35 protein-coding genes and 2 tRNA genes are annotated in these 26,188 nt (G+C 56.2%); 22 read left to right on the top strand and 15 right to left on the bottom strand.

Annotated features, from left to right (window positions below; genetic code table 11):
• The 7 genes from H2515_RS10920 to H2515_RS10890 form a co-directional block, all read right to left on the bottom strand.
• The gene (locus H2515_RS10920; RefSeq protein WP_198660103.1) at positions 1 to 1,068 is read right to left on the bottom strand and encodes a hypothetical protein; all 1,068 of its coding nucleotides are present in this window, start codon (positions 1,066 to 1,068) and stop codon (positions 1 to 3) included.
• Positions 1,065 to 1,286 carry a hypothetical protein gene (locus H2515_RS10915; protein ID WP_198660102.1) on the bottom strand — a complete coding sequence of 74 codons (222 nt, stop codon included), beginning with the start codon at positions 1,284 to 1,286 and terminating at the stop codon, positions 1,065 to 1,067. Before H2515_RS10915 ends, H2515_RS10920 begins: the two co-directional genes overlap by 4 nt.
• 285 nt (positions 1,287 to 1,571) lie before the next feature.
• Positions 1,572 to 2,399 carry a hypothetical protein gene (locus H2515_RS16110; protein ID WP_232821358.1) on the bottom strand — a complete coding sequence of 276 codons (828 nt, stop codon included), beginning with the start codon at positions 2,397 to 2,399 and terminating at the stop codon, positions 1,572 to 1,574.
• Positions 2,400 to 2,449: 50 nt separating this feature from the next.
• Positions 2,450 to 3,091 carry a hypothetical protein gene (locus H2515_RS10905; RefSeq protein ID WP_198660100.1) on the bottom strand — a complete coding sequence of 214 codons (642 nt, stop codon included), beginning with the start codon at positions 3,089 to 3,091 and terminating at the stop codon, positions 2,450 to 2,452.
• Positions 3,092 to 3,094: 3 nt separating this feature from the next.
• Positions 3,095 to 4,612, bottom strand: a complete 1,518-nt coding sequence (locus tag H2515_RS10900; protein WP_198660099.1) for a hypothetical protein — start codon at positions 4,610 to 4,612, stop codon at positions 3,095 to 3,097.
• Positions 4,613 to 4,715: 103 nt separating this feature from the next.
• Positions 4,716 to 5,003, bottom strand: coding sequence for a ribbon-helix-helix domain-containing protein (locus H2515_RS10895; RefSeq protein ID WP_198660098.1), 288 nt, complete (start codon positions 5,001 to 5,003; stop codon positions 4,716 to 4,718).
• Positions 5,004 to 5,072: 69 nt separating this feature from the next.
• On the bottom strand, positions 5,073 to 5,243 hold the full coding sequence (locus H2515_RS10890; protein WP_198660097.1) for a hypothetical protein: 171 nt from the start codon (positions 5,241 to 5,243) through the stop codon (positions 5,073 to 5,075).
• Positions 5,244 to 5,434: 191 nt separating this feature from the next.
• Here H2515_RS10890 and H2515_RS10885 point away from each other — a divergent pair, with 191 nt between their 5' ends.
• The 14 genes from H2515_RS10885 (at position 5,435) to H2515_RS10820 (ending at position 14,219) form a co-directional block, all read left to right on the top strand.
• Entirely contained in the window at positions 5,435 to 6,217 is a 783-nt protein-coding gene (locus H2515_RS10885) for a S24 family peptidase (RefSeq protein ID WP_198660096.1), read from the top strand.
• 253 nt (positions 6,218 to 6,470) lie between these two features.
• The gene (locus tag H2515_RS10880; protein ID WP_232821357.1) at positions 6,471 to 6,812 is read left to right on the top strand and encodes a hypothetical protein; all 342 of its coding nucleotides are present in this window, start codon (positions 6,471 to 6,473) and stop codon (positions 6,810 to 6,812) included.
• A 109-nt stretch (positions 6,813 to 6,921) separates the two neighbouring features.
• Positions 6,922 to 7,236: a hypothetical protein gene (locus H2515_RS10875; RefSeq protein WP_198660094.1), complete on the top strand. Its 315-nt coding sequence runs from the start codon at positions 6,922 to 6,924 to the stop codon at positions 7,234 to 7,236.
• Between the two features lie 260 nt (positions 7,237 to 7,496).
• Positions 7,497 to 8,147, top strand: a complete 651-nt coding sequence (locus H2515_RS10870) for an HAD family hydrolase (protein ID WP_198660093.1) — start codon at positions 7,497 to 7,499, stop codon at positions 8,145 to 8,147.
• A 14-nt stretch (positions 8,148 to 8,161) separates the two neighbouring features.
• The gene (locus H2515_RS10865) at positions 8,162 to 8,644 is read left to right on the top strand and encodes a hypothetical protein (protein WP_232821356.1); all 483 of its coding nucleotides are present in this window, start codon (positions 8,162 to 8,164) and stop codon (positions 8,642 to 8,644) included.
• Positions 8,644 to 10,647, top strand: coding sequence for a DNA cytosine methyltransferase (locus H2515_RS10860; RefSeq protein ID WP_232821355.1), 2,004 nt, complete (start codon positions 8,644 to 8,646; stop codon positions 10,645 to 10,647). Before H2515_RS10865 ends, H2515_RS10860 begins: the two co-directional genes overlap by 1 nt.
• Before the next feature lie 275 nt (positions 10,648 to 10,922).
• The gene (locus tag H2515_RS10855) at positions 10,923 to 11,081 is read left to right on the top strand and encodes a hypothetical protein (RefSeq protein WP_198660091.1); all 159 of its coding nucleotides are present in this window, start codon (positions 10,923 to 10,925) and stop codon (positions 11,079 to 11,081) included.
• Entirely contained in the window at positions 11,082 to 11,276 is a 195-nt protein-coding gene (locus tag H2515_RS10850) for a hypothetical protein (protein WP_198660090.1), read from the top strand.
• 15 nt (positions 11,277 to 11,291) lie between these two features.
• A complete protein-coding gene (locus tag H2515_RS10845; protein WP_269802067.1) occupies positions 11,292 to 11,501 on the top strand; it encodes an endonuclease domain-containing protein in 210 nt (69 codons plus the stop codon).
• A gap of 59 nt (positions 11,502 to 11,560) precedes the next feature.
• Entirely contained in the window at positions 11,561 to 12,274 is a 714-nt protein-coding gene (locus H2515_RS10840) for a hypothetical protein (RefSeq protein WP_198660088.1), read from the top strand.
• A gap of 58 nt (positions 12,275 to 12,332) precedes the next feature.
• Positions 12,333 to 12,503: a hypothetical protein gene (locus H2515_RS10835; protein WP_198660087.1), complete on the top strand. Its 171-nt coding sequence runs from the start codon at positions 12,333 to 12,335 to the stop codon at positions 12,501 to 12,503.
• A gap of 193 nt (positions 12,504 to 12,696) precedes the next feature.
• Positions 12,697 to 12,939 (top strand): hypothetical protein, encoded by a 243-nt coding sequence (locus H2515_RS10830; protein WP_198660086.1) that lies wholly within the window; start codon positions 12,697 to 12,699, stop codon positions 12,937 to 12,939.
• A 32-nt stretch (positions 12,940 to 12,971) separates the two neighbouring features.
• The gene (locus tag H2515_RS10825) at positions 12,972 to 13,184 is read left to right on the top strand and encodes a DUF4224 domain-containing protein (RefSeq protein WP_198660085.1); all 213 of its coding nucleotides are present in this window, start codon (positions 12,972 to 12,974) and stop codon (positions 13,182 to 13,184) included.
• Positions 13,185 to 13,193: 9 nt separating this feature from the next.
• On the top strand, positions 13,194 to 14,219 hold the full coding sequence (locus tag H2515_RS10820; protein WP_198660084.1) for a tyrosine-type recombinase/integrase: 1,026 nt from the start codon (positions 13,194 to 13,196) through the stop codon (positions 14,217 to 14,219).
• Between the two features lie 18 nt (positions 14,220 to 14,237).
• Here H2515_RS10820 and H2515_RS10815 read toward each other — a convergent pair.
• The 8 genes from H2515_RS10815 to orn form a co-directional block, all read right to left on the bottom strand.
• Positions 14,238 to 14,314 (bottom strand) — tRNA-Pro (locus tag H2515_RS10815).
• A gap of 34 nt (positions 14,315 to 14,348) precedes the next feature.
• Positions 14,349 to 14,705 (bottom strand): YtxH domain-containing protein, encoded by a 357-nt coding sequence (locus tag H2515_RS10810; protein WP_035194073.1) that lies wholly within the window; start codon positions 14,703 to 14,705, stop codon positions 14,349 to 14,351.
• A 15-nt stretch (positions 14,706 to 14,720) separates the two neighbouring features.
• Positions 14,721 to 16,352 carry an alpha-D-glucose phosphate-specific phosphoglucomutase gene (locus H2515_RS10805; protein ID WP_065413804.1) on the bottom strand — a complete coding sequence of 544 codons (1,632 nt, stop codon included), beginning with the start codon at positions 16,350 to 16,352 and terminating at the stop codon, positions 14,721 to 14,723.
• Between the two features lie 8 nt (positions 16,353 to 16,360).
• Entirely contained in the window at positions 16,361 to 16,630 is a 270-nt protein-coding gene (locus tag H2515_RS10800) for a hypothetical protein (RefSeq protein ID WP_014028479.1), read from the bottom strand.
• Positions 16,631 to 16,672: 42 nt separating this feature from the next.
• The gene (locus tag H2515_RS10795) at positions 16,673 to 17,563 is read right to left on the bottom strand and encodes a diiron oxygenase (protein WP_065413803.1); all 891 of its coding nucleotides are present in this window, start codon (positions 17,561 to 17,563) and stop codon (positions 16,673 to 16,675) included.
• A gap of 21 nt (positions 17,564 to 17,584) precedes the next feature.
• Positions 17,585 to 18,547 carry an NAD-dependent epimerase/dehydratase family protein gene (locus tag H2515_RS10790; protein WP_198660083.1) on the bottom strand — a complete coding sequence of 321 codons (963 nt, stop codon included), beginning with the start codon at positions 18,545 to 18,547 and terminating at the stop codon, positions 17,585 to 17,587.
• Positions 18,547 to 19,632 carry an LLM class flavin-dependent oxidoreductase gene (locus H2515_RS10785; protein WP_198660082.1) on the bottom strand — a complete coding sequence of 362 codons (1,086 nt, stop codon included), beginning with the start codon at positions 19,630 to 19,632 and terminating at the stop codon, positions 18,547 to 18,549. Before H2515_RS10785 ends, H2515_RS10790 begins: the two co-directional genes overlap by 1 nt.
• Positions 19,633 to 19,789: 157 nt before the next feature.
• Entirely contained in the window at positions 19,790 to 20,362 is a 573-nt protein-coding gene (gene orn / locus H2515_RS10780) for an oligoribonuclease (protein ID WP_014028483.1), read from the bottom strand.
• A gap of 267 nt (positions 20,363 to 20,629) precedes the next feature.
• On the opposite strand from orn, the gene H2515_RS10775 reads away from it, so the two are divergent.
• The 8 genes from H2515_RS10775 (at position 20,630) to H2515_RS10740 (ending at position 26,150) form a co-directional block, all read left to right on the top strand.
• A complete protein-coding gene (locus tag H2515_RS10775; protein ID WP_198660081.1) occupies positions 20,630 to 21,313 on the top strand; it encodes a response regulator in 684 nt (227 codons plus the stop codon).
• The gene (locus tag H2515_RS10770) at positions 21,310 to 22,605 is read left to right on the top strand and encodes a sensor histidine kinase (protein WP_198660080.1); all 1,296 of its coding nucleotides are present in this window, start codon (positions 21,310 to 21,312) and stop codon (positions 22,603 to 22,605) included. The genes H2515_RS10775 and H2515_RS10770 overlap by 4 nt, the downstream gene beginning before the upstream one ends.
• A 201-nt stretch (positions 22,606 to 22,806) precedes the next feature.
• Positions 22,807 to 23,352 (top strand): Slp family lipoprotein, encoded by a 546-nt coding sequence (locus H2515_RS10765; protein ID WP_198660079.1) that lies wholly within the window; start codon positions 22,807 to 22,809, stop codon positions 23,350 to 23,352.
• A 66-nt stretch (positions 23,353 to 23,418) separates the two neighbouring features.
• A tRNA-Leu gene (locus H2515_RS10760) sits at positions 23,419 to 23,505 on the top strand.
• A 79-nt stretch (positions 23,506 to 23,584) separates the two neighbouring features.
• On the top strand, positions 23,585 to 24,100 hold the full coding sequence (locus H2515_RS10755; protein WP_198660078.1) for a DUF3568 family protein: 516 nt from the start codon (positions 23,585 to 23,587) through the stop codon (positions 24,098 to 24,100).
• Positions 24,101 to 24,279: 179 nt separating this feature from the next.
• Positions 24,280 to 24,963, top strand: a complete 684-nt coding sequence (locus H2515_RS10750; protein WP_198660077.1) for a MotA/TolQ/ExbB proton channel family protein — start codon at positions 24,280 to 24,282, stop codon at positions 24,961 to 24,963.
• The gene (locus H2515_RS10745; RefSeq protein ID WP_198660076.1) at positions 24,963 to 25,364 is read left to right on the top strand and encodes an ExbD/TolR family protein; all 402 of its coding nucleotides are present in this window, start codon (positions 24,963 to 24,965) and stop codon (positions 25,362 to 25,364) included. The genes H2515_RS10750 and H2515_RS10745 overlap by 1 nt, the downstream gene beginning before the upstream one ends.
• 63 nt (positions 25,365 to 25,427) lie before the next feature.
• Positions 25,428 to 26,150, top strand: coding sequence for an energy transducer TonB (locus tag H2515_RS10740; protein ID WP_198660075.1), 723 nt, complete (start codon positions 25,428 to 25,430; stop codon positions 26,148 to 26,150).
• Positions 26,151 to 26,188: the final 38 nt, after the last annotated feature.

Genomic DNA, 26,188 nt, shown 5'->3' with positions numbered 1-26,188 from the left:
TCAGAGGCGAACAACGGAGGGGCGGTTGGGGATGGGTGCCTGATCCCCGTGAGTTGGGAGGTTGGGCGTTTGTGTGGTGACCCATTCGGTGCGCAGTTTCTGCCAGTGGCGCAGCAGGGCGTCCGTGGAATGCCCACAGTCCGCGTACCAGCGGTCGTTGCGGGTCAGGTAGTACGCCGCCACAAGCGGGGCTTCCTGGGCTCCCAGGCGGGCTACAAGGTGAGCCAACTGGCCGTTGACCGCCGCATTGCGGATGGGGTCGACGTGGTATCGCGCGCGGTATGCGCTGCTGTAGGCCGCCCAAGTGGCACTGCTGGGTGCGGGGACACCTTTGGAGGAGGTATCACGCGCCGTCCTGGCCGGGGTTGGCGGTTTTAGCTCGGCAAGGTCTTTGCTCGTCTCGCTGTCAATTGGCACCTCTGCGCGTTCGCTTTTGCGGACCAGCACGGGTGGTAGAAGGCTACGCGTGGTGCTTTGTGCCGACAAAGGATTGGTTACTGAATTTTTCCTTTCCACCAGAGGCGTAGCTCTGGTGGAGGCTTTTATATCTTTTACCGGAATACCGGACTTCGGATGTCTGGCGGTATTCGGTGTTTTTGGGTGTGGCGGTTTAGTGGCGGTATCAATGGTGGTATTGTCCCGCATAGCCCCGCCGTTATTGAGGTTGCGTGTGGCGGTATCTGTGGCGGTTTGGGTATGGCGGTTTAGTGGCGGTTTAGTGGCGGTATTTTTTTGGACAGACTCATCCGTGAACGCCAGCGGGAGGAAAAAAACAAGACGCTTGGACTGCATATCGGAGCGGATTTCAACAAGCCCCGCTCGCTCCAGAAGTGCCGCCAGTCGCCTTACTTGATCCTTGCTAGGAGCACCTGTGGCACCAGCGCCCTGGTGCGGTTCTACATACAGCACCTCGCGAATAGCCTGCCAAGATATCCGCCGTTTCATGCCAACCACGCCGTCTTGGAAGTCCATGTGCCTGCGCATTCCCCGTAGGTAAAGCACCTGGGCGGCAATGGGTAGTCCTTGCAATCGTTCGTCTTCGCCATCATTCCAGCAGGTGGTTGTCATGAGCGTTTCACCCTGGCAGCCTGTTCCAGGACCGCGCGGTGCGCTAATGGCAAATAGAACTGCAGGCTGCCGTCTGATGTCGGAATCTGGACGACCAATCCGGCCTCCTCCAGCAGCTTAATGTTGGCCTTGATTTCCGTAAGTGAGGGGTAGCCGAACAGCGCTCGCGATAAACGTCCGGTGGTGCTATGAAAACGCGGTTTTTTATTCACCTGCATGTGTGCCTCCATGGGGCCGCATCGCGCGGCCTTGTAATTGCAATTTGGTGGGAGACTCCCTCTGTTCGTACAACGACATTGCCATATCCCTGTACTTCAAGAAGGAGTTGCTCCCATGAGTTATGAGGCTTTTGCCATCGGATAAGCGCATGCATATACTGAATTGCAAATTATGTAATCTGGCTGTTCGCACAGCCGCACTCACAAAACTCATTATTTTGGAGAAAGACGCATGTCGGAATTGGGAATGAACGAGCACGGAATGATAAGTACGGCGGCAGAGTTTCACGATGAGTACATTAGAAACGGAACAGTATACAAAGATTTTTCTGCCCATTTTGTCAAATTGAATATACATCCAAAGCGATTTATGTTGACCACAAGGTTGGTGTTCGGCCACATTTTGCTCGCCATCGGGGTATAAAACATCGTTTCAATTGCGACGGCAAACCAAAAATTACGCAAAACATCCCCAAACATCCTCCTGCCACAAAAGTGCTGAAGACAGAGATGGATGTTCCGGAGGCCCTGGTGTTGCGGCGGCGGCCCGTAGTTCTCAAGCAGTATAGTGGACATCGTGATGATCCGCCGGATGCGACAGAAATCGAGCGGCGCAGGTCGGCCCCCGGCCTGTATTCCCGTACCGCTGTCTACTCTTCCTCTCTGGTACGCACATTTGCGGAGGCGTATCTTGAAATCATTTATCTTTGCCATGTTCAAAACAAAGCCGTTACCAATATAAATGACATAATAAAATCTGAACTCACTAAGCATCGCCTCGATCTCTTTAGTAACAAGAGAAATTATTATTCTGGGTTTAGACAACCTTACTTCTCGCCAGACTTTGGCGGTACTTATATCTATGATTTTAAAGATAGCCAAGTTCAAGAGATAAGCGATGGCTATGAAATTGAGAGCGTAAAGCCTGCCACGATAAAGGGCAGCAACTACCCCGTATGCGCTATCATTCACAAAGACACCAAAGAAGTAGATTTGCGATGTGCGCACGCAGCGATTCTCAGCGATCTGGAAAACGCCGCAAGAAAAAACCTCCCAGTTCGCGCCTTTTGTTGCGGGAGTATCGAAATGGTTAACGATAGATGTGATCTGCATATCCATAACCTGGATTTGATCTACTTGCGTAATAAATCATAGACACCTATTCAAAGAGATATGGAGGCTGATAAAAAGTTGGCCATAGAATTGGCGAAATCGAGCGCTGCTGACAAGTGCGGCACGAACACGATGACTTCCAGACGTTTTTCCTTGCCACGAATGAACGGGAGTGAGAAACGTTTTGCGCACGTCCATGGATGAGGAGGCCAACAAATGGTGATCTCAACGATTTTTCTTGTGTTCAGTGCATCCAAAGACAAATTAAACGTATCGCTTCTTGGGTGGTCCTGTTCCGCTTCGCTTGACCAGACAACGAGCTTCCTATCTTGGTACTTCTCAATGCAGAACAACCTGGATAGATGATCCGCAAAGAGTCGAATATCGTTCTGTGCATAACAACATCCAGATGTGAAGGCGGTAGTTCCAATATCTGATAGCCCCCACAGTCCTTCTTCATACTGGGTAACACTGATAACCGGGATATGCACATTTTCCTTTCCGGACGGCCCGCCACCGAAATTCTCAATAATAAAAAAATCAAATTTTCCGGACGATGAGGAAAAACCCATAGCATTCAGCATTTCGATAGCAACGGTTTTACCGTGCGGCAGATCTTTAACTTCTGTCACATTTGCATCGGGATCTCGTAGTATGTATTGGTAAGTCATGGTGTGTGGTACGCCTGTCATTTCTCAGCCCTCTCCACCCAGTAGTTTCTGCACGGCCGCCAGCCGATCTCTGGCCGCGGCGTTCTCGCGCGCTAGCCCGGCCAATCGGGAGATGGCATCCCGCAGCACCGAGAGAGCCTCGGTGGCCGCCGCCTCCATCTGGTCTATGAGTTCCTCGGTGGCAGGGGCGGGATGATCATGTGCCCCACGCGCAGGTGCTGGGGACGTCTGGGAAGCAGGGTCCATGGTGGCAGTCATATATTGATACCAGATTTCGTCATCATCTCCGTGGAACCGTTCGATGAATTCGTCGTCTCCCTTTATCTCGAGTAGCGAGGCATCCAGTGTGTCAATTGCCTGAAGGCCTTCGTCTCGGGTAAGCCCGGTCATTGCGCACAAGGCCGTGAGGGAGACCGTGTCGTTGGATAAGAGGACCTCCAAGACTTTCCCGATCGGATCATTCCACTGGGAGGCGGAGCCCTGAGTTGGCGCGGTTTTGGCGGCTGCAGCTGCAGGCTCCGATCCACGGGCGAGCGCACCTTGAACGGGCGGGTGGACGCTAGGGGTGCATGGAGATGGAGCGAGTTCCACCGTTCGTTCCTCATCGCTGGGTATGTCCTGCAGTTCGCCCTTTTTCACCAGCCAGCCCACGGCCTTGTGGACCTGTTCTCGCAGCAATCCGGTGCGTTGCGTGATTTCGGTCGTCGTGCGCGCGCCGTGCGCCACCGCCGCCAGAATCCGGTCCTTTTGGGAGCCCTCGGTGAAAACGGCGAGCGATTTACCGGTACACGTTGGCCCCACCATCACCGTGTGCCCCAGGTCCCCGACGTGCTCGAAACGAAACGGCGTAGCGTCGGTAGTCACACCGTACAACAGCTCCGGGGCGTTCTCGCCGTTCTGCGAAGGGGATACTCGGGAACCCTCGTTGGCGATCTCGAAGCGGCGCTCCTTCGCGCCTAGCGGGGTAATTTCCACCAGAACGGCGGCGCGGCTTTTGGTCGCTAGTAGTAATGTGGCGTGAATGACGGCGCTGACTTCGGACTTGGTCAGGCCGGTAGCCGCCGCGATTTCGGCATAGGTGCCATACCCTTGCCGCACCGCCTCGACGATCTGTTCCTTCTTCGGCAAATGGGCAAGCGCCCCCGGATTGAAGTCCACGAGGCTGGGCTTCTCGCCCCCGTTGTATTCTCCACCGATGTCTTGCGGAGGTTCGCCAGCGCCGACCGTAAGCCCTGCCAGGGGCAAGTGAGTCTCTGGATTGGTCGATGTGGGTGTCGTAGGCTGCACGGCGGAGGCCTCCTGAGAGGTGGATGGTTCAGAGGAGGGAGCTGGTAGCAGTTCACGCTTTTCGGCACCGATCTGATCGGTCATGACTACGGTCGCCGCCTGCGCCGGTATCGAGGCCTGCACCTCACCTGGGGCGGAACCCCCTCGCGGCCCCACGTCCCTCCGGTAGACGGGACGTTCCCCGCGATATTCCTCACGGGGACCTGTGGGCAGATAGGCGGAACGGGCGGACACAACAGGATCCAGTGCGCTCATGGGCGATGTCCTTGCGTGGAAAAATCTTGTAGGTCGGATTTGCAATGCCACCGAAGCCCGGCAACCTTGGCACTGACGCTAAATTGATGGGGGGTGACCATTTTCATCCTTCAGTCCCTCCAGCCTGCGGTTGCTGTACCGGCACCGGTGGTCCCTCGACCGCCACGATTTTTCGCTTTTCCATGCCGTGTATGGGCCCTTCAGAAAGATGCGGCGGCTGGTACGCTCTTGTGATGGTGTGGATCTGTTTTTTCAGGAGCAGTCTTGCGAATGCTGCAGTCTTAAGTCCTTCCCGTTCCGCGATGGCCTTGATCATGGCTGCGTCCTCTTCGGTGAGGCGCACTTTGATCTCCACGTCATGCAGGCCGGGATTATAGGTCTGGGTTTTCATAAGGACTTGTTCCCGGGGAGAGGGGTAATGAAAAGGAAGGAAACCTCCATAAACGCTTGAGGGTGGGGTTCATATGCCTGTACCCGGAGAAAGCTTTCGGCGGGTAGTGACGCGCCGGTTCGTGCTGCTGCGACGTTCCGCAACACGATGGTCCTGCCCGGTGATGGACTGGGCCTGGGGATTGGGGCCGAAGATGTCGGGGCGGAGTTCTTCACGGGTTAAGCGCCTATCAGCGTCCACAAGTTTGTTTACCAGTTTTGGGCCAGGCAGCTTTCGGCCTGTGGCGCACTGATAAAGATATTTCGGGTCCGTGTGGGCAGCAGTTGCAAGCTGACGTAACCCTGCCGGACCTTCAATCGCGTATATGTCTTTTATGTCCATGGCTAGATGGTAGCGAATCGCTACACGCTGCGCAAGGGGGGGGTAGCGATATGCTGGTTTCTGACTTGGTAGCGAATAGTTACTATTCGGTGATGGATTACAAAGAAAACCGAAAGGCCAATCTAAAGGTGCTTGTGGAGGAATACGGATCGGTTAGGGATCTGGTGGAGGCTATAAGCGCGCGCCTAGGCCAGGAGGAGGCCATAAACACAAAATACTTGGCACAGGTTCTATCTGGGTTTCAGGGTTCAAAAGATCGGCGACCTCGGAGTTTGGGGGATGTGGCGGCCGGCCGGATAGAAAAGGGGTTGGGGAAACCCGCTAACTGGATGGACCAAGACCACTCGGCCCCCATGTCCGGTACAGCCCCCACCCTCTCCGGTAACGCCCCCGTAATTGCATGGAGCGACGCCGAAGGGCCTCCACCAGGGATGGTGACGGTTCCTCGTTTGCGCATGAGCTTATCCATGGGTACCGGCAAGATCATGTTTGAAACCGAAGAGCATGAGGAGGGTAACGCCTTCCGTGCCGATTGGCTGGCTAGCATGTGCCTCAAGCCCGGATCGTGCTTTATGGCAAAGGTCGAGGGTGCAAGCATGGAGCCCAAATTAGAAGAGGGCGAAAGTGTGCTGATCGACCGCGCCCAGACGCTCATCATCGACCGCAAGATTTACGCGATAAGTTATGACGGAAAAATCTACTGCAAGCGCCTTTTTAAGGCTGGGATCGAAGTCATCATGCGTTCGGATAACTCTGAATTCCCTGAAATTCGCGCCGCGGCTGAAGAAGTGCAGATCATAGGGCGCGTGGTGTGGCACGCGGGAAGCCTGTGATGCGCTGGGCTACATTGCTGTTCGCGGGCCCTCCTGTGGGTCAAGCTTGTTAGCCATCGCAGAAAGGAAGATATTGAACCGTGAAGCCGCGTATAGCTGTTTTGTTGTGCCTTTTATTGGCTCCGGTGGCGCATGCGACGGATTGGTTTGTTTTTAATTTCAACACTCTGAACTGCATGAACGCTACTCAATCTGGACCGTTTTGAACTATTCGGGCGTGCACGAGAGATTTCTGGGACAAATGATTGAGGGAATGAAAAAAATGGAAGAAAGCAAAGATGTAGGAAAAAAGATATTTGGTCAATCCGTTCAAGCGATGAATGTTCCTGAGAACTTCTTTTACGCGAATTCTGTGCGCGTCTATTCAGGTGCGGGCGATTGCATGTTGGAGTTTGGCCGCTCGCTTCCGGCTGCGTCCCCAGGAGATACCCCTGCAGCCGTGCCTGTCATTGGCCTAGTGGTCCCTGCCTTGGTGGCCGTGCATCTCGCCAAACAGCTTTTAATGCAGGCAGCGTTGCTGGCTCCACAAATGGTGGAGATGAAAGATATAATTGCCAGTGAATTAGGGGATATCAATGTCGGGACTGCCTCCTGACCATTCCGCCCACGTCGGCGGACTTACCCAGATCAGACCGCCCTATATACAATACGTGGCCGCGTCGGGTTACACTGTACCTGTTAGCAAGCCGATAGTAGAGGCAGGAATGACGACCATTGACGAACGAGTTTCAAAGCTGGATACCTCGGTTGCCGTGCAGGGGCAAGAGATCAAGGGTCTTGCCACGAAGGCAGACTTGGAACGCATGGTTAACGATCTAAAAACATTCGTAACCAACGAGCTTTCACCGATGAAGGCTGACATTGGGAATGTCAAGGTTGACATTGCGTCAATCAAGACTGAGATCACCCACCACGCTACCAAGGCATGGGTGTATGCAACGCTGGCCGTAGCTTCCATCGGAGCCTTAGGTGCCATCGGGAGCATTTTCACCGTCCTAAACGTAGCGCCAAAACACTAACTCACCGCCCCACACCCCCCCAATAACCGGCCCTGAGCCGGTTTTTTAATGCCCAAAATCCGCTGATGGCGACTATAGGAATGTTTTGTTCTGGTTAGTAGCGAATCGCTATTGATTAATAGGTAGCGACTCGCTACTATTATCCTATCACCACAACAGATGGGAGCCAGCAATGGGCCAAGCACTAGCAAGCAACATAGACCGCCTGTTCGTAAAGCAGGAAACCAAGGCTGTCACCCAGAAAATGTGGGGGAAGTAGGATGAACGCTTCCAGCGTGGTTGCCCTAGACGTGGACGGTGTACTCGGTGATTACGAGACGCACTGGCGGGAATGCGCTGAGGAAGTCCTTTGCTGCCGCCTGCAAGGCCGCCCCCTGCTCAAGGTGAGCGAGCAGCACAATATGGGGCTGCGCTACGGGTTGACCGGCAAGGACGTGGATGCCGTCTGGCGAGCTTTTAATGAGGATCCCTTGCAGGGTGCAACCCGCTGGGCGGACCTGCCCCTGTATGACCACGCTTCTGAATTGGTGCTCGCGCTGGAGGATCTGGGTTGTACGGTCTGGGCGGTGACCAGCATTGATGTGCAGCATCGCGCCGCCCGGGCGGAGAGTCTTGCCGGGCTGATTCCTGCCGGCCGCATTGTTTGTGTGGGGTTCGCACCCGGCACCGGCCATGCCGCACCGGCTTATGCCAAGGCAAACGTGTTGCGGGACCTGGGCGCAGTAGCCTTCCTGGACGATCACCCGGCCAACACCAATGCGGCTATTGGTTCGGTTCCCTTATCGGTCCTGCTGGATCGGGGGTATCACGGTCTGGAGGCTCCGGAATATGGGGTGACGGTCATTGATGACCCGATGGATTTCCCGGTGCTCGTGGAAAGTTTACTGATGCGTACGGGGAGGGCGGCATGAACAATATTTGTAGCGTGGAAAACATTTCTGAACAGGAGAAGAAAGATCTGTTGGCTCGGTCTTTCGAAAGTGGCGTGAGGTATGTGGACCCACTGCTCGATTGTGCGGATTCAGTGCCGCGTTCCGTAAATCAAATCGTGGCCGGGCTTGGTTTCCGGGGGGAACTCATGGTTTTCGATAAATCGATGTCGTCTTTTTGGAGCGGTTTTTGCGCTCAATGGCGGGACATTAACATGACGCAGGTAAACGACGTAGACATGGAAAACCTCCGCCACATGCTCGGCATCGGTTCGCACATTAAAAAGCGGCAGTGGGGCTACCGTAATCATTTTGCTCCAGGTGGTGCGGATATACAGAGCATGGAACGACTGGAAGCTGTTGTCCTGGTGCGTAAGGGGCAACCTTATCAGGAGACACATTATTACCATGCCACGGAAGCGGGCTGCGTGGCTGCTGGGTTGAAACCGCATCAGGTGCGAAGGGCGATGGTGCCATAATGCTAACCCCACAACTCATTCTCGGGATATCTGAAGAAATTGTCGTTGACCTGTTCGCTGGCGGTGGTGGCATGTCCACGGCCATTGAACAGGCTATCGGTCGCCATGTGGACGTGGCGGTAAACCATAATGCCGAAGCCGTATCCATGCATCAGGTCAACCATCCGCAAACCAGGCATTATATCGGTGACGTCTGGGAGGTCGATCCAAGGGAAGCGACTGAAGGCAGAGCGGTTGGTTTAGTGCATTTATCATCTGAATGCACGCATCACTCCCAAGCCGCCGGCGGACAGCCGCGCAATCAGTCCAGTCGTTCTCTGACCTGGGTTGGCAAGCGTTGGGCCGGTCAAGCAATGCCCAGAGTCATCACCCTGGAAAACGTCAAGCAAATCCTGCAATGGGGACCACTGATCGCCAAACGCGATAAGGCGACTGGGCGCGTCCTGAAATTGGACGGTACCGTAGCAGAAGCTGGTGAACGAGTGCCCCTCCAAGAGCAATACCTGATTCCAGATCCCAAGCGCACTGGACAAACATGGCGTGCCTTCGTGACGCAGCTCCGGGTTATGGGGTATGCCGTGGAATGGAAGATCCTCTGCGCCGCCGACTTTGGCGCGCCGACAACCCGTGAGCGGTTGTTCATGGTGGCCCGCTGCGACGATGAACCTATCCGCTGGCCGGAACCGACCCATACCAAGAAAAAGACCAAGGGCAAAAAGCGCTGGCGATCGGCGGCCGAGTGCATTGATTGGGATATTCCGTGCCCGTCGATTTTCGAGCGCGAGAAGCCGCTTGCGGACGCGACCCTGCGGCGCATTGCCCGCGGGCTGAAAAAGTATGTGCTGGATAGTGCGGACCCATTCATCATCCCGATCGCCCACTACAACGGGCGTGATGCCTGCAATTCTGCCCAGGAACCGTTACGCACCGTAACGGCTTCTCCGAAGGGCGGGACTTTCGCGGTGGCAGCGCCGGTCCTCGCCAAATTGCGCGGGGACAGCGTTGGCACCCGCATGGATGAGCCTGTGCCAACCATCACTTCTGGTGGAAATTCAAAAAGGCCTGCCGGTGCTCCGCATGCACTCGGAGTTATCAGTCCGGTCCTGGTTCAAACCGGCTACGGCGAGAGGGCAGGACAAGCTCCGCGCTCTCTGGATCTGAAAGCTCCTCTTGGAACAGTGGTGGCGGGTGGAATCAAGCATGCGGTGGCAAGTGCCTATCTTGCACAAATGAACGGCGGATTTAACACCACCCCTGGGCATGACGTGCGGAGGCCTGCGAGTACGATTACCAATACGGGGAGCCAGCAACAGGTGGTAATGGCGCACCTCACGCACCTGCGCGGCAACTGCGATGCACGGGATGTGGAAGACCCGTTGATGACGATCAGCGCCGGCGGTCAGCATCATGGTGTTGTAAGCGCTTTTCTGTCACGCCAGTTTGGAGCCAGCGTTGGTCATGGGGCCGATGCTCCGTTAGGTACGGTTACAGCGGGAGGCGGCGGGAAGAGTGCATTGGTCAGCGCTTTTCTGGCGACCAATACCACTGGTCATACCGGCGTTGGCATGGACGAACCGATACCCACCCTCACCACGGGTCAGCATCAGGCGCAGGTGGAATGCACTCTATCCCCAGATGATGAATCTGGCGCTCTACGTGTGGCCGCATTCCTGATTCGTTATTACGGCGAAGGGGGCCAGTGGGGCGATCCGCGCAATCCCATGGCCACCATCACCACCAAGGATCGCCTCGCATTGGTCACGGTCCACATTGAAGGCACTCCGTATGTCATCGTGGATATCGGACTGCGGATGCTCCAGCCCCGGGAGTTGTATCGGGCTCAGGGCTTTCCGGAGAGTTACATCATTGATCACGGCCATGACGGGCGGAAGTTCTCGAAATCGGCTCAAGTACGCATGTGCGGGAACAGTGTATCTCCACCACCGGCGGCCGCGTTGATACGAGCGAATTACGCGGATGCGCGCGGGAGAATGGTGGCATGAAGAACTGGACCCCGGAGCAAGTCGAACGACTTAACCGCCTCCAGCGCGGCGAATTATACGGGCATCCATACACCTGTCCGAACCGGAGCCTGTCTCCCCATCACGATAATGGCAACGATAAAGGCTGCCTTCTGGCCACCACAGGCGGCTGGGTCTGTCCGGATTGCGGCTATACGCAGGACTGGTTTCACGAGTCATCTCTAAAGCTGTTGTCGAGATCCCAGATGTTCTGCGGTTAGGCGCTAAACGCTTAATTTTCTCAAAAGGATAAAGTGATGAGTAGCCACCAAATCATCAAGAAAGGCCCGGTCATCGGCCAGTACGAAAACCGGCCTATCCGCTTCGCCCCTGCTGGGTGCGAGACTAGTGCCGGAGGCACTTTCAGCGCAGCGGAGAAGCAGGCCCTCGCACAACCGGCATATCTGGAGGCATAGATGGCCCGCCTGACGCTTGCCGACCTTTCCCCAGCCATGCGCGAACAGGTAATGGCGCAATACGCCATAGCGCCGAAGAAGGCGAAGGCCAAGAAACAGGCGAGAGCAACCCTGTCGCCCTACGCGGATCTGTTGGGTGACAAACTGGATACGGGATTCCCGGGCCGAATGCTTCGGGAGTACCAGCCCGTCTAGGGACGCAAGTTTCGCATCGATTTCGCGTTCCCCATGGAGAAGGTCGCTATCGAGTTCGATGGGTACCGGTATCACGGATTCTCGAAGAAGGGCTTCAAGCAAGGCCTGGAGCGCCAGAACATCCTCGTGGCGCACGGCTGGCGGGTATTGCGGTACACGCTGACCGATGTGCGGGACAGGTTGGAGGTGGTCATCAAAGAGATTGAGTCGGCACTCATTTCGTAAAGCAGGAAAACAAGGTTGTCGCATTTATCGCTGTATCACGTTGAAAAAAAGGAGAAGTTATGAAAGCCAGCAGTAACCGCCGTAATCGTTTTGCTCTTGCTGTAGCCCTCATCGTCGCCAGCATGGCATCGGCACCCGTTTTCGCCATGGGCGTGCCGCCAGCATGGCTGCCCTTCCACGGCATCGCCGCAGGCCTGGGTGTCGGCACCGAAGGCGTCGGCATCCAGGGCACCACCGCCATCATCCCCAAGGTGCTGAACCTGAATGTGGGTTTCGATTATTTGCACCTGTCCCGCAGCTTCAATACCAATAACGTCAACTACAAGGCCGGCGTCAACCTGCAGGGCGAGCCCATCACCGTAAGCTGGTTTCCTTTCCAGGGCAATCTCAACCTCACGGCGGGCGTGTTCATCAATCAGAACGGCTTCAACGTGACGGGCACCCCGACCCGTGGCACCTATACGTTCAACGGTCATACCTACACCGCGAGTCAGGTGGGCAGCCTGACCGGCAAGACACATTTCAACGGCGCCGCGCCCTACGTGGGCCTCGGTTGGGGTGACCCCATGGACGGCGGCCGACTGACTTTCACCGCCAATGTTGGGGCGATTTACGAAGGGGCACCTAATGTGAGCCTCACCGCAACCGGTGCCGCCGCGAATCCGCAGCTGGCGAGCGACGTCCAGACCGAGCAGAACAATGTGAACAGCAAGCTGAGCGGATATCAGTGGTGGCCGGTCATGGGTGTGGGGCTGATGTATCGGTTTGAGTAATGTTTTGGCCCGCGCCGTGCAGTTTGCAAGGCGCGCATTCACAGAAAAAGGACAATTTATGAAACACAAAATCGTTTATTTTGCACTGATTATGGGGATGTTTGCATTGTCTGGATGCGCCAGTTTGACTAATCCAGTGCCGATTTCCGGTCAGCATCAAACGGCAAAACAGAAGTACGCGCAGGAGCATCAAAACGGCGTGGAGACATTTTTGAGCGAAGTGATCTGAGCCTATCAAACGATGTATCGGTTTGGGTAATTCCAACCGACTACAAGGCGACGGTGCATTCGGCCCATGGGCAGTCGACGGTGATTCCGATGGGCGGTTATCAGGTGAAAGTCGCGCGGAGTTAGTTATTGAGGTTTGGCCGCCCGCCTTTTCAACAGGGCGGCATATTAAGAACATCAAAAAGGAGTATTTCATGCAACTGGATCAGAAGGCCAAAGACGCTATCGAGGACATCATCAATCGCCGGGAGGGTATCGCCTCCATGCAGGCGCAGATCAAGGAAGATATCAAAGCCGTTGCGGAACACCTGGGAGGTAAGCCCGCGCAGTTGAGTAAGATCATCGCCCTGGTTGAGAAGGAACGTGAGAAGGGCGATGTCATTTCCGGCGAACGGGACATCATCGACGCAGCGGAAGAAATGGCCGCGCAGGCGTAATTTGGTGATTACGCTGGAAGCTGGAGGGTAGAATGTTCCTGACCCCTGATGATTTGCGCGCTCTAACCGGGTATAAGCAATGGCCCAAGCAGGTGCAATGGCTGAGTCAGCACGGCTACCGTTTCGATCTAAACGCGGCCAATCGTCCGATAGTCTTACAGGACGAGGTACAACGTCACCTGCTGGGTGTGGAGCGGGCCAAACCGAAAGAGCCACGGTTTGACAAGCTACATCGGACAGGATAAATCAAGCCAATGGGCCGCCCACGTAGCAAAAATCGTCATCTCCCCCCGCACCTGCATCAGAAAGGTGCGATGTATTACTTCGTCTCATCGGCTGACGGCAAGCGGGTATGGACCAAGCTCTCCAGTAGTTATGCCGAGGCCTTGGCCATGTGGGCGCAACTGGAGGGGGCTGCCGCACAGGACAATACCGTTGGATCTGCCATCGATAGGTTCCTGGCTGAGATTTTACAGACTTACAGCGATAAGACACGCAAGGAATGGCCGCGCATGGCGGGCCTCTTGCGTTCCGTGTTTGGCGAAATGCCGTTGAACGCCGTTCGTCCTCACCACATCGCCCGCTATCTCGATGAGCGGCCGGCCAAGGTGGCGGCCAACCGCGAGATTGGCCTGCTGTCCACCATCTACAGCTATGCCATGCGCTGGGGATCCTGCGACACGAATCCCTGTAGGGGCGTACGGCGCAACAAGGAGAAGGCGCGCACTCGTTATATCACTGATGAAGAGTTCCTGGCGATCCAGGAAAAGGCAAACCCGCAATGGCAGTGCATCATGGATCTGGCCTATCTGACCGCCTTGCGTAAAAGCGATATTCTTCATCTGCGTCTGAGCGATATTCAGGACAACCTGCTGGTCGTGCAGACCTCCAAGACCGGCAAGAAACAAGCCTTTGAGATCACGCCAGAGCTCCGCGATGTTCTGAATCGTGCCAAGGGCCTGCGACGGCGGATTGGAAGTTTGTACCTGTTCTGCACACAGGAAGGTCAGCCGTATAGTGAGAATGGTTCCCTGTGGGCCTGGAAGCGCCTCTGTGTCAGAGCTGGTGTGGAGGATGCTCACTTCCATGATATCCGCGCAAAATCGCTTACAGACGCGAATAGGGCGGCTGGGCGTGACTATGCTCAGGCGCTTGCGGGCCATGCTGACGGGTCGATGACAGAGGTCTATGTGCGCGCCAGAGACACGCAGACCGTCAGGCCTCTCGGCGGAGTTGTAGAAAGAAAGCGAGTTGTAGAAAAGGCTACCTCAAAAAAGTAGCCTAACATGTTGATTAATTGGTCGGGGCGATAGGATTCGAACCTACGACATCCTGCTCCCAAAGCAGGCGCGCTACCAAGCTGCGCTACGCCCCGTCGCCGCAGAGAATAGCCGCTTGCCCCGCTGCGGTCAATCTAAACGCGAAAGACGACGCCGCAAACGGTCCAACTCCCCGCGCGCAAGGCCAATACCATCATTCAGGCGCTGGCGTTCCTTGTCACTGAGTTCTTTGCCTTTCTGGACCAGTTCTTCGCTGTAGATGGCGATGGTGTCGAGCAGTTCCTCAACCCGCTCATTCATCCGCTCGCGAGAAGCCACGACGCGATCCCAGGCCCGGTTAGCCTGATGCCGTAATTGTTCACGGGTACGATCGCCCGTTTGCGGCGCAAAAAGCAGGGCAGTGACCGCTCCGGCTACGGCACCGGCTAGCAAAGCGATACCGAGGGCGCTATACCCAATACCATTATCATTTTCATAATCTATCATGATCAAACTCCTTTATCAGGTGATGACAGTGGGGGCCTTGCGACTCGTAAGACTTTCCATCCGGGCAAGATCGCGGCCAAGCCGGATCAGGTCACGCAGGGCACGTTGCGGGTCCTGTTGCTGGCGCTGCGTATCCTTCTCCAGATATTCGTGATAAATGCGCAAAGTGGCACCTTCGGTTCCCGTACCCGACAGCCGGAATATCAGCCGGGCACCATCGGCAAAGAGCAGGCGCAGGCCCTGATGGGTGCTGGTGCTGCCGTCGATAGGATCGGTATAGGTAAAATCATCGGCCGTAATGATGCTGCGTCCTGCCAGAGTTTGGCCGGGGAGTACCGGCAATTGGGCGATGATAGTTTGGATGATTTGCTCGCCAATTTCTGCCGGGAGCTCTTCGTAATCATGGCGGGTGTAGTAGTGACGGCCAAAATGCCGCCAATGCTGAGTGACGATGTCGGCCACGGATTGCCCCGTATCTGCGATTACCGAGAGCCAGGCCAGCACTGCCCAGAGTCCGTCCTTTTCACGGATATGGTCCGATCCAGTGCCGAAACTCTCCTCGCCACAAAAGGTGATTTTGCCGGCATCCAGCAGGTTCCCGAAGAACTTCCAGCCGGTAGGCGTTTCATAGTGGGCAATGCCCAGTGCCTCGGCAACCACGTCTGCGGCCTGGCTCGTGGGCATGGAGCGGGCGACGCCTTTTAGTCCCTGCCGGTATGCAGGGATGGCCGTGGCATGGGCCGCAAGTACCGCCAGCGAGTCACTGGGGGTCACAAAAAATTGACGTCCGAGGATCATGTTGCGATCGCCGTCGCCATCGGACGCCGCCCCAAAGTCGGGCGCATCTTCTGCGAAGAGGTGGTCCGCCAGAGACTTGGCGTACACCAGATTGGGGTCGGGATGACCGCCCCCGAAATCCGTCAGCGGGACGCCGTTAACCACCGTACCGGCAGGCGCACCCAGACGCTCTTCAAAAATCTCGTGGGCGTAGGGGCCGGTGATCGCGTGCAGGGCATCAAAACGCATCCGGAATGGCCCCTGCAAGAGTCGCCTCAGCGCATCAAAATCAAAAATGCGGGCCATCAGTTCTACGTACTCCGCCACCGGGTCGCAGATTTCTACGCGCATGTCGCCCAGCAAAAATTCCCCATCTTGGTCGATATCTACATCTGCACTGTCTAGTGTCTGGTAACCTTGGATGGTCTTGCTGGCAGCCCAGATGGCGTCAGTGATTTTTTCTGGTGCAGGTCCACCGTTGGCGGTGTTGTACTTGATGCCAAAATCGTGATCCGGACCGCCGGCATTATGGGAAGCGCTGAGGATGATGCCGCCGTGGGCATGCCGCGCGCGGATGACGGTTGAGACGGCGGGTGTGGAGAAGAGCCCCCCCCGTCCAACAATGACTTTGCCCCAGCCATTCGCCGCCGCCATCCGGAGGATGGTCTGTATGGCTTCACGGTTATAAAAACGTCCGTCGCCACCAAGAACAAGGGTCTGGCCGGCGCGATCGGGAATAGCGCTGAAAATGGACTGAACGAAATTTTCGAGATAATGTGGCTGCTGAAAAACTTTGACCTTTTTACGTAGCCCGGATGTACCTGGGCGTTGATCGGCGAAAGGCTGGGTCGCAATCTGCAATACCGCCATGGCACACCTCAGTAGTCGAGCGGAACGTCGATAATAGTGGTTTCCCGACTGGCATCGGTACGAATCCAGACCGTATACCCGCTTACCTGCCAGGTACTGACGACCACCCCGCCGTCGCGAATGGCCTTTTCACTGGCTGTAATGAGGTCTTCTTCCATAGCCTCATCCCACTCGCCCAGGACGTGGTGACGGAGCAATTCCTGCGGATCAATTTCTCCGGATTCGAAGATGGCTTGCGCATCGGGGGATGCGAGGATGGTTCCGGGATGAAAGCGCATATTGTTCTCCATAGTTTTCAGATTATAGCAGGAAATAGCTGTTCACAAGGCAAAGCCTTGCGTGCGCAGAAAATCGCGGCTGGGGGCTGCACACTGGTTCATCAGGTGAATACGGTGCGGGTTGCGGCGCACGCGGCGTGCCCAGATCCGCGGATTGCTCAACCCGGCCGCCGCATAGACCTGTTCGCCTGGAAAGAAACTGGTCCGCAAAAACTGGCGAAACACCTCGCGCAGAATGGGGCTGATGAAACGTTTTTTTGCGCGTCCCATGGCCTGACTGCGCATCTGAATGGTGGTGCGGGCAAAAGCCATGTGACGCGCTTCTTCGCGCATGTGGATGTGGGTGATGGCCAGTACCGCTGCGGGCAGATCCTTGCGTGCAAAGATCAGTCGATTCATGCGGTCCGGTACATCCTCACCGACCAGAATGGTTGCCCAGAAAGCTGCGGAGCCTTCGGGCGCATAACGGGCGAAAAGACGGGCCAAGGGCGGGCGCTCGCTCAAAGGGGTCATAAATGGGAGTTGCGCACGTTGCTGTAATTCCAGAAACATGAGGCTGTGCCCCACTTCTTCCCGCAGCTCATGAAGCTGATAATGGTAGCTGACCGGGTCGCGGTACATCTCTTGTAGCGAGTTGGCGCCCAGGCGTTGGATGAACAGAGCCTCCAGCCATAGGCCCAGTTCGCAGAAAGAGACAAATTCGACCTGGGAAAGACGGATGCGTTCGTCCTGACTTAGTTGTACGTATTCCGGCAATCCATAGAGCGATAGCAGTTCTTCGGGGAGCCAGGCTGTTTCTGCATCGAGGCTTTTCCACGGGACGGCCTGGACAGGGTCCCGGTAGTTACTGCTGTGCTCGTTGAGCCGATTGACCAGTGCGTCGTGATGACGCTGGATTTGGGCGTGCGCGGGGATACGTTGAGCGAAGTTCATAGGCTATTCTGCCACGGACGCTCAGCCGCTCCAAGGGTGCTTTGGCTGCTGCCCGCTCATATTGCGTAACCGGGTAATAGCGCTGTACACGTTATAACGAGGGTGCCACCCCAATGTCTGCTGGGCGTGGCTGATGTCGACAACCAGCGGATTTTCCAGGACCTGTAGCCAGCCGGGATCGCCGAGGCTGGTACTAAAAGGGCGTAGCCAGCTATGTACACGGTGCAGTTGGGTGGGGGAGAGGGGAAGCGGCCAGCGGCGAGGAATGCTTGACCAGGGAATGGGATCGGGTGCCGCGATATTGAATACCCCGCCCCGGCCATAGTCCAGTGCCGCCAGCAGGGCGGTAACTGCATCCTCTTCATGAAGGCATTGAATGGGTAGGTCCGGATCACGCAGTCGTAGTCCGTAAGGGCTCGTCGCTATATCGTTTACCAATGCCTGCCCACGAGGACCGATAATAGCGTGCAAACGGAGCCGCGCGATGGCGGTTTGACTTTGCATGATCGTGAATACATCCAACCACTGTTCCAGCGCAGCCTTGTCCTCACTATAGGCAAAACCCGGTACAGGACGACACGGCTGGCTTTCGCGGATGGGGATGGGATTATCTGGCCAGGCGCCATAAGCCGCCACACTGCTGGAATAGATGACTTGCGGCACGCTGGCTTCTGCTGCCGCACGAAACAGATGCTGACTGCCATCGAGATTAATCCGGCGCATTTCCTCGCGCCATCGGCGTTGCGGTCCGCGGCGCGGACTGAGCACCATAAAGGCGAGATGAATGACGCAGTCCACATGCGTCAGATACTCGACAAGTCGCAGATCGCGTATATCCAAAGGCAGGTATTGCAGGTGCGGATGCTGTATGGCGGGTGCCCGGCGATCCAGGGCAATGACCCGGTGGATGTCCGGGCGGGCGAGCAGAGCGGGTAACAGCGCCGCCGCCGTATGCCCTGCCGCACCTGTGACCAGTACTTGCATTATCGGGGGTGGGTGCCGCGCAGGACAGGTAACACCTCATCGGCGAGTAGGTGCAGCGAGCGTTGGGTTACGGCGCTGGGGACCATCCCGGCACCGACGGCCAAAATCAGCCGATCCACGCCCGCCCGGGCGTAACGGGCCAGTTTCTGACGGCAGGTGTCAGGATCGCCTACCACGACCATACCCATAGTCTCTAGCAGACGCAGACTGAGGCCGCGGCGCAACAGTGGTTCGAGAAAGCCGAGACGGTGATAGTATTCATAGCTTTCCTTGAGCTGTGCGAGGACCGGCCGGGTCTGATCCAGCAGTCGCTGGTAATACCAGGTGAAGCCCTCGGCCCAGTGCCGTGCTTCCGCCGCATCCTCCAGACACAGGCAGCCAATGGTCATGGCAAAACCCGCATTCTTGCCTTTTTGCAACGGACCATCTCCATGGTGTTGTCGCCAGCTCTTTTTATAGGCACGCAGATCTTGTTTGATGAGGAACCACGGTTTAAACGGTCCGGAGAGCACGCCAATGCCTTCCTGTGCTGCCCATTGGATAGTCGTCGGGCTCACTGCTGCCGTCCACAGCGGTGGATGGGGTTGCTGGAGGGGTTTGGGAAGAATATCCAGTTCATCGAAATTATAGAGTTTTCCATGATGGCTGAAGGGTCCACCGCCTGCCTGGCGAAGAATTTGTAAGCCTTCCTGCATATGCCGTCGACTGTCTGCCATTTGGCTGCCAAAAAGTTGATATTCCTTGGGGGAAAAACCACGCCCTATGCCCAGTTCCAGGCGGCCATGGCTGAGGATATCCACGGCGGCGACGCGTTCCGCAACGCGCACGACATGATTGTATGGCAGAACAACGATGGCATGGCCGAGACGCAGATTCTTGGTGCGCTGGCTGGCTGCGGCGAGGAAGGTTTCCGGACTGCTGGAGTGAGAGTACTCGCGCATGAAATGGTGTTCCACGAGCCAGGCGCCGTGAAAGCCCAAGGTGTCGGCGAGGCTAATCTCATCCAGTGTTTCATGATAAACTTGGGCCTCGTTGCGGCCGAGATGGGCAGGTACGGCGAGTTCGTAGAAGAGATCAATATCCACCGCGTTGGAGCCTCCATGACCAGCACTGCATCCACCCCGCCCCAAATGTATGAACGGCTGCAAATTGCCATCTTAACATCGGAGCAGATGCATCTGCACTGGGCCGACGCAGGGACGGGCACGCATGTTGTGGCAGCGGCCGGACTGACCTTGAGATCTATTCGGCCTCGGAGTTGGGCAATGATGATGTCTGCGTGAAAAGCCGCTCGCGATAGTAAGCGAGCTCACTAACGGATTCGCGGATATCGGCCAGCGCTTCGTGGCGCTCGGCTTTGGGGAATTTGGGCAGATGTGGATACCAGCGCGTGGCCAGTTCCTTGATGGTGCTGACATCCATCATCCGGTAGTGAAAAAAGCGTTCCAGCCGCGGCATCAGGCGGGCTAAAAAGCGGCGATCCTGACATACGCTGTTGCCGCAGATCGGTGAGGTACCTGCTGTGACATGCTGGTGCAGGAAGTCCAGCGTTTGTGTTTCCACTGCGGCCGTATCCAGGCGACTATCGCGGACCCGTTGCAGGAGACCGGAAGCGCCATGGGTACGCTGGTTCCAGTCATCCATAGCCGTGAGTGCGAATTCCGGTTGATGCACGGCCAATACCGGACCTTCGCAGAGAATTCGCAGGTTGTTGTCCGTGACCAGCGTGGCGATTTCCAGAATCTGATCCTGTTCTGGTTGCAGGCCTGTCATCTCCAGGTCAATCCAGATGAGGCGGTGTGCTTTGGGGTCCATACGGTATCCTTGTTGAGCGAGCCTAGCCTAGTATACCATCCGCTTTAAAGACACAAAAAAAGACGGACCAGAGGTCCGTCCAATAGCCGCAAAACAACCGCTACAAAACTTGTGTTGCAATCGCCCGTCCTAAAGTTATGTCGACCGATTGCTTGCCCCTTTCGCTCCACACCACCTTTTAGTTTGGGTACCGCTGCTGCCTATGGTGGTATAGTAACTCCGACATATTTCGAGAATATTTCCGGAAAATGGTTTTGCGAGGCTGAGATGGCAGTCGTTTTGATAGTGGATGATGATCAGCGGCTTGCGGCTATGCTGCAGGAGTTTCTCGAAGCCCAGGGCTTCGCGGTGCTATGGGCGGCCAATGGACAGCAGATGCGTCAACAAATGGCGGCGGGCCCGGTGGATGTGATGGTGCTCGACTGGATGTTGCCGGGACAGGATGGCATCAGTCTCGCCAAAGAGTTGCGCAGTAAGGAAGGCGGGCCTCCTATTCTTATGCTCTCGGCTCGTGGCGAGGACGAAGAACGTATCCTTGGACTGGAAAGTGGCGTTGATGATTACCTGGCAAAGCCTTTCAATGCGCGGGAGCTGGTGGCGCGTTTGCGGGCCTTGTTGCGCCGTAGCGGGAAAGATGAGGGCGGCGAAAAACTCCACTTTGGTAATTTCCATTTGCATATGGCCGAGCGGCAGCTCTATCGCGGTGATGTGGAGATTGATGTAAATCCAGCGGAAATGGAACTGTTGCTGGTCTTCGCGCAGCGCCCGCGACGTATACTGAGTCGCGATCTTCTGCTGCAGTTGTTGGGCGGAGAAGAGGACGGGCGCTTTGATCGGAGTATAGATGTGCGGGTGACTCGTCTGCGCAAAATTATTGAAGAGAATCCCCGGCAACCACGCTTTTTGCAGACAGAGCGTGGCGCTGGATATCGGTTCATGCCTGTCCCATGAGTCTGTGGCGTGGACGCAGCCTGTTTTCGCAAACGGCCTGGACCTTGGGGCTGGGCATTGTTGTTCTGCAGATTCTGACCTTAGTGATCATTGTAGCTACGGTGCTATATCCGCTGGCCGAGCGCTCGGCGGAGGATCTGGCAGGTTTGATTGTGATCAGTGCGAAAACCTATGCCGAATTGTCTCCGCAAGAGCGCCCCACTTTTTTAGCCAGTCTGCAGGCCGACAATGGGATAGAAATTGCCACGCATCTGGATCGTTCTATAAAGCATACCCATGGGCATATATATGGCTGGTTGCTGAGTCGTGCGCTGGCCAGGCGCTTAGGAGAACCCGTGCGTGTGGATGTTTTGGGCGGAAGCGTGCGTACGTTTTGGGTGCCGGTTACTGTTTCCGGACAAACGGCTTGGGTACATTTTGACCGAGGGCGCTTGGCCTCGTCTCTCCCTGTCGCCATGATTTTTGTGCTGGCTTTTTCAACCCTCGCGCTGTTGGTGCTGACGATGATTCTGGTACGCCGGGTATTACGGCCTCTCGGCGTGATTTCAGAGGCATTGCGCGGATCGTTAAAGGCACCTCTGCCGAGTCTGCCGCGCGGCGGTGCTTATGAGTTCCAGGATATCCTCAATATTTTCGCTAACCTGCGGACCCGTTTGCAGGCGATGATTAATCATCAGTCGTTGTTGCTGGCCGGGATTTCCCACGATCTGCGTTCACCGCTGGCGCGCCTGCGTATGGCCTGGGAACTGTTGCCGGAGACCACGCCGCAGCGTCTTCGGGACGGCATGTTGCAGGATATGGAGCGGATGGATGAGCTGCTGGCCCAATCTCTTGCGCTGGGTCGCGGTATGGCGGCGAAGGTGGCGGATTTTGATCTGATGGTATTGCTGACCGAAGTGGGCGCGGATTTCACGCGGGAGGGCGGCCACTGGGAGGCAGCATTACCGCGTCGTTATCCCTTCCGGGGAGATCGGGAGGCTTTGCGCCGTCTGCTGTCCAATCTTTTAGATAATGCTTTGCGTTACGGCGGCGGGAGGATGACGGCAGAGTTTAAGAAAACGCCGGGGCATCTCCTGTTACGTCTATGCGATGCCGGCCCGGGAATTCCGGAGGCGGACCTGGAAAAAGTTTTTGAACCGTTCATTCGTTTGGATGATGCGCGCGGGCATAGTGAGGGCAGTGGCCTTGGTCTGGCTATTGCCCGTCAATTGGCAGAAGCGCAGGGGATGCGTCTGCGCCTTTTTAATGCCACCGGTGGCGGGCTTTGTGCGGAGTTGTCTTGGACAGTGTGAGCGGACACTGGGGCTGCCGAAAAAGTTGCCACCGGTGCTGGTGATCGTGCCGAGAGATTGTTTGTCGGCATGCGTCGTCTGGTGAAACTTTTGTGACGTTTGATATGGTCCTGCAGGCCCCTGCTTTGACGCAGTAATGTGCTCAGGAAGATGGTCTACACTGTGTTTGTTCGGTGAACGATGGCGATGCAGGAGGTTGCAATGAACACATTGAGGGCATTGGCGGGTGTGATCGCGGCGATAGTTTTGGGGGGGTGCGCAACGGTTACGCCGGTGAGTGGGCAGTTTCCGCCCATTACACCGCATCAGGCGCAGACGGGGGCGGAAAACGGAAAGCTGGTGCGCTGGGGTGGAATACTGATTCAGGCACGGCCGAAGGCTCAGGAGACCTGCTTTACGGTAATGGCGCTGTCACTACGTCAGGATGGACGGCCTTATCTGGGTCAGAAAAAGTCCGATGAAGGGCGATTTATCGCCTGTGCCCCAGGGTTCTACGACCCGGCGCTTTACGCGGCGGGAAGGGAGCTTACCTTTGTGGGTACGGTGACGGGAGTGCAGGTGGAAAAGGTTGGAGGGTATGCGTATCCTTACCCGCAATTGCAAGCCAGTACCGTGTATCTGTGGCCGCTGGAAGTGCCAGAACCCGCCACGAGTAGGGTCTTTATTAACGGGGGCTGGGGTGGCGGTCCTTGGGGACCTTGGGGACCTTGGGGTTGGTGGGGAGGCCCAGGCTGGGGATGGCCTTAATCTCTAGATTGCCTGCCCGGTATTGCTTAGGGCGGGCAGACCCTTTAATATATACGCTGATATTTTGCCGGGATGGCGGAACTGGTAGACGCGCCGGACTCAAAATCCGGTGGTGGTGACATCGTGTCGGTTCGAGTCCGACTCTCGGTACCAAAAAACTGAAGAAGCCCGGTTCTGCCGGGTTTTTTTGTAGCCATTTTTTCCGTTTTTTCACGGAGCTAGGGGGTTTGGCATGGCGATGCAGCGGCGGTTGGCGTGGTTGGCGGTGGCAGCAGGTGCGGTGGCAACACTGCCGCTTGGCGGGTGTGTTGCGCTCCTTGCAGCCGGAGCTGGCGGCGGGGCGGTGGCTTACGCGGAGAACGGCGGGGTCGCCAATTTCTATGCGTTCTACCCGACTTCGGTGAGTCGGGTCAGTGCGGCGTCCCAGGCGGCATTCGGAGAAATGAACATTCGCTATAACGGTGAAATCCACAAGAGTCCTTCTAAGCTTTTGCTTGAAGGTACCACCCAAGATGGACAGACGGCTAAGGTGACGCTGACGTCCATGGCGACGGATGTTACCAGGGCCAATATCCGCATTGGGACTTTTGGTGACAAGCCGTTGTCTTTGCAGTTTCAAAAACTTCTTTCGCAGCGGCTGGGATTGGCTGCCAGTGCGCAAGCCCCGGCGGGGGTGGTGTTGCCCCCGGCCAGCAGCCAGCCAACGGCGCCACAGCAGCCTGAACAGCAAACAATTCCATTACAGTAATTCACCTTTTTCCATGACTGGATTTGGGTTGCGTGCTGCTGGAGATTGTGTCCTAACGCTTTGATAAAAGCTGTCCGGGTTACAAGAAAAATGCCATTGATATAAAAACGTCATAAAAGGTTCATAAAACTGTCACATTGATTTGCTATGGTGGTCCTTTCGGTTGAAGAGGGGCTACCATGAACCTGCAATATCTCATTCATCTCGCCAACTATTCAGATGGCGTTCTTTACATACTCGGTATTCTGCTGTTGGTTGAGCTGGCGGTGATAGTGGACCGCTTTTGGTACCTGCGGCGCACCATTTTGCGTGGGCTGGTGTTTGTACAGGAGTTGGGTAGCCATGGTCGGCTGGATCGTGAAACGCTTAATAAAATGACTACAAGCGCCGGAGACCTGCCCGAAGCCACTTTGCTGCGAATGGCCGCTTCCCATCACGGACAGGTCAAGGGCGAAGCTCTCGCCAGCCGTCTGGAAGAAAGCGTGCTGGTATTGGCGCCGCAACTGGATCGCCGCCTATGGTTGCTGGACACTATCATCACTTTAGCGCCGCTGCTGGGTTTGTTCGGCACGATTATCGGTATGTTCCACGCCTTTTCGGTGCTGGCCGCGCCGGGACACGCTCCGGCGGCGGTCACCGGTGGTGTGGCTGACGCGCTGGTCGCCACGGCAACCGGCCTGTTTATCGCCATGCTCGGCCTGATCGCTTTCAATGCCTTCAACAATCAAGTACGGCAGATTCTCCTGCAACTGGATTCCGTAAAGACCATGCTGCTCAATCGGATGGACGGTCAGCCCATGCTCACGCCGGACAACAGTGATAAACAGCGCGGTGAAGTGCTGTCTGTGGCAAGGGCCAGTTGATGGAGCGCCGTTACTTCGAGCAGAAGAAGGGCCGGGTGGAAATCATCCCGATGATTGATATCATGCTCTTCCTGCTGGTGTTCTTTATCATGATCACGCTGCAAATGATCCCCGATAAGGGGCTGAATTTACAGCTCCCGACCGCTAGTCAGGCACAGCAGCTTCCGCATCCGCACTACACCATCAATATCGATAAGGATGGATCGGTGAATGTAAAGGGTCATCGCTATGATCTCGACGGCCTGCAGAAAATGCTCGCCACTGATAGCGATCCCGGCAAGACTCAGATCACTATCGCTGCCGACAAGGGCGTGCCCTTTCAGAACTTCGTTCATGTGATAGATCGCTGTCAGAAAGCCGGGGTGAGTGATATCGGGATTGCCGCGAAAGCGAGTAATTAGGAACAGAGGGTTGAATCTTTTGTCAGGATTGAGCGTTGAGAATATAGATGAGGAATATAATCGGTGAATACAATCGTCAGTGATCCATCCTGGGCACCACAACGTCCGAAGGGGCATTTCGGACGCGCATTGTTGGTTGGCGCAGTGTTAGAGGTAGTGCTAGTAGGTGGATTGATTTTGGGGAGTAGTAATACGCCACCACCTAAGCCGATGGTAAAGAAGATTATCGCTATTCACATGGTGCAACCGGCACCTCCCAAACCCAAGCCGGTGCCACCGCCACCGAAGCCGGTAGTACATCCGAAGCCGGTGCCTAAGCCGCTACCTCATCCCATTCCCCAGCCGAAGCCGGTAGTGCAGCACGTGCCAGCGCCCAAGCCGTTGATGGCCAAAACACCGTTGCCTACGGCACCTGTGGTACCGCCTAGTCCGCCGGTAACCACGCCACCACCGCCACCGCCCCCCCCGGCGCCGAGTATGGCTGCACGTGAGGCGGCTGTAGATCAGTACGCTGGCATAGTGCGCGCCCGGGTTCAGGCCGATGCCCATGTTCCGGAGGCCGTCCGGCTGATGCATTTGAGTGGCACCGCCGTGATCACCTTCCGGCTGACGCCGTCGGGCCAACTGCTGTGGGCGAAAATTGCTCAATCCAGTGGTGTGAGACCAATTGATAAGGCGGCGCTGAAATCGGTGGAAGAGGGTGCTTATCCGCCATTTACCAAGAATATGCCGAAACATGCCAGCAATTTTAATGTGGAAGTGCATTTGTCAAGCCACTCCTCATAGTGCAGGTGTGATGGTTTCTGGGTAATTGAAACGAGGGT

Source organism: Acidithiobacillus ferrivorans, assembly GCF_016250455.1.
Taxonomy (GTDB): Bacteria; Pseudomonadota; Gammaproteobacteria; order Acidithiobacillales; family Acidithiobacillaceae; genus Acidithiobacillus; species Acidithiobacillus ferrivorans.
Note: the sequence above shows the minus strand (reverse complement) of the source record. Positions and strands in the feature narration are given on the sequence as shown.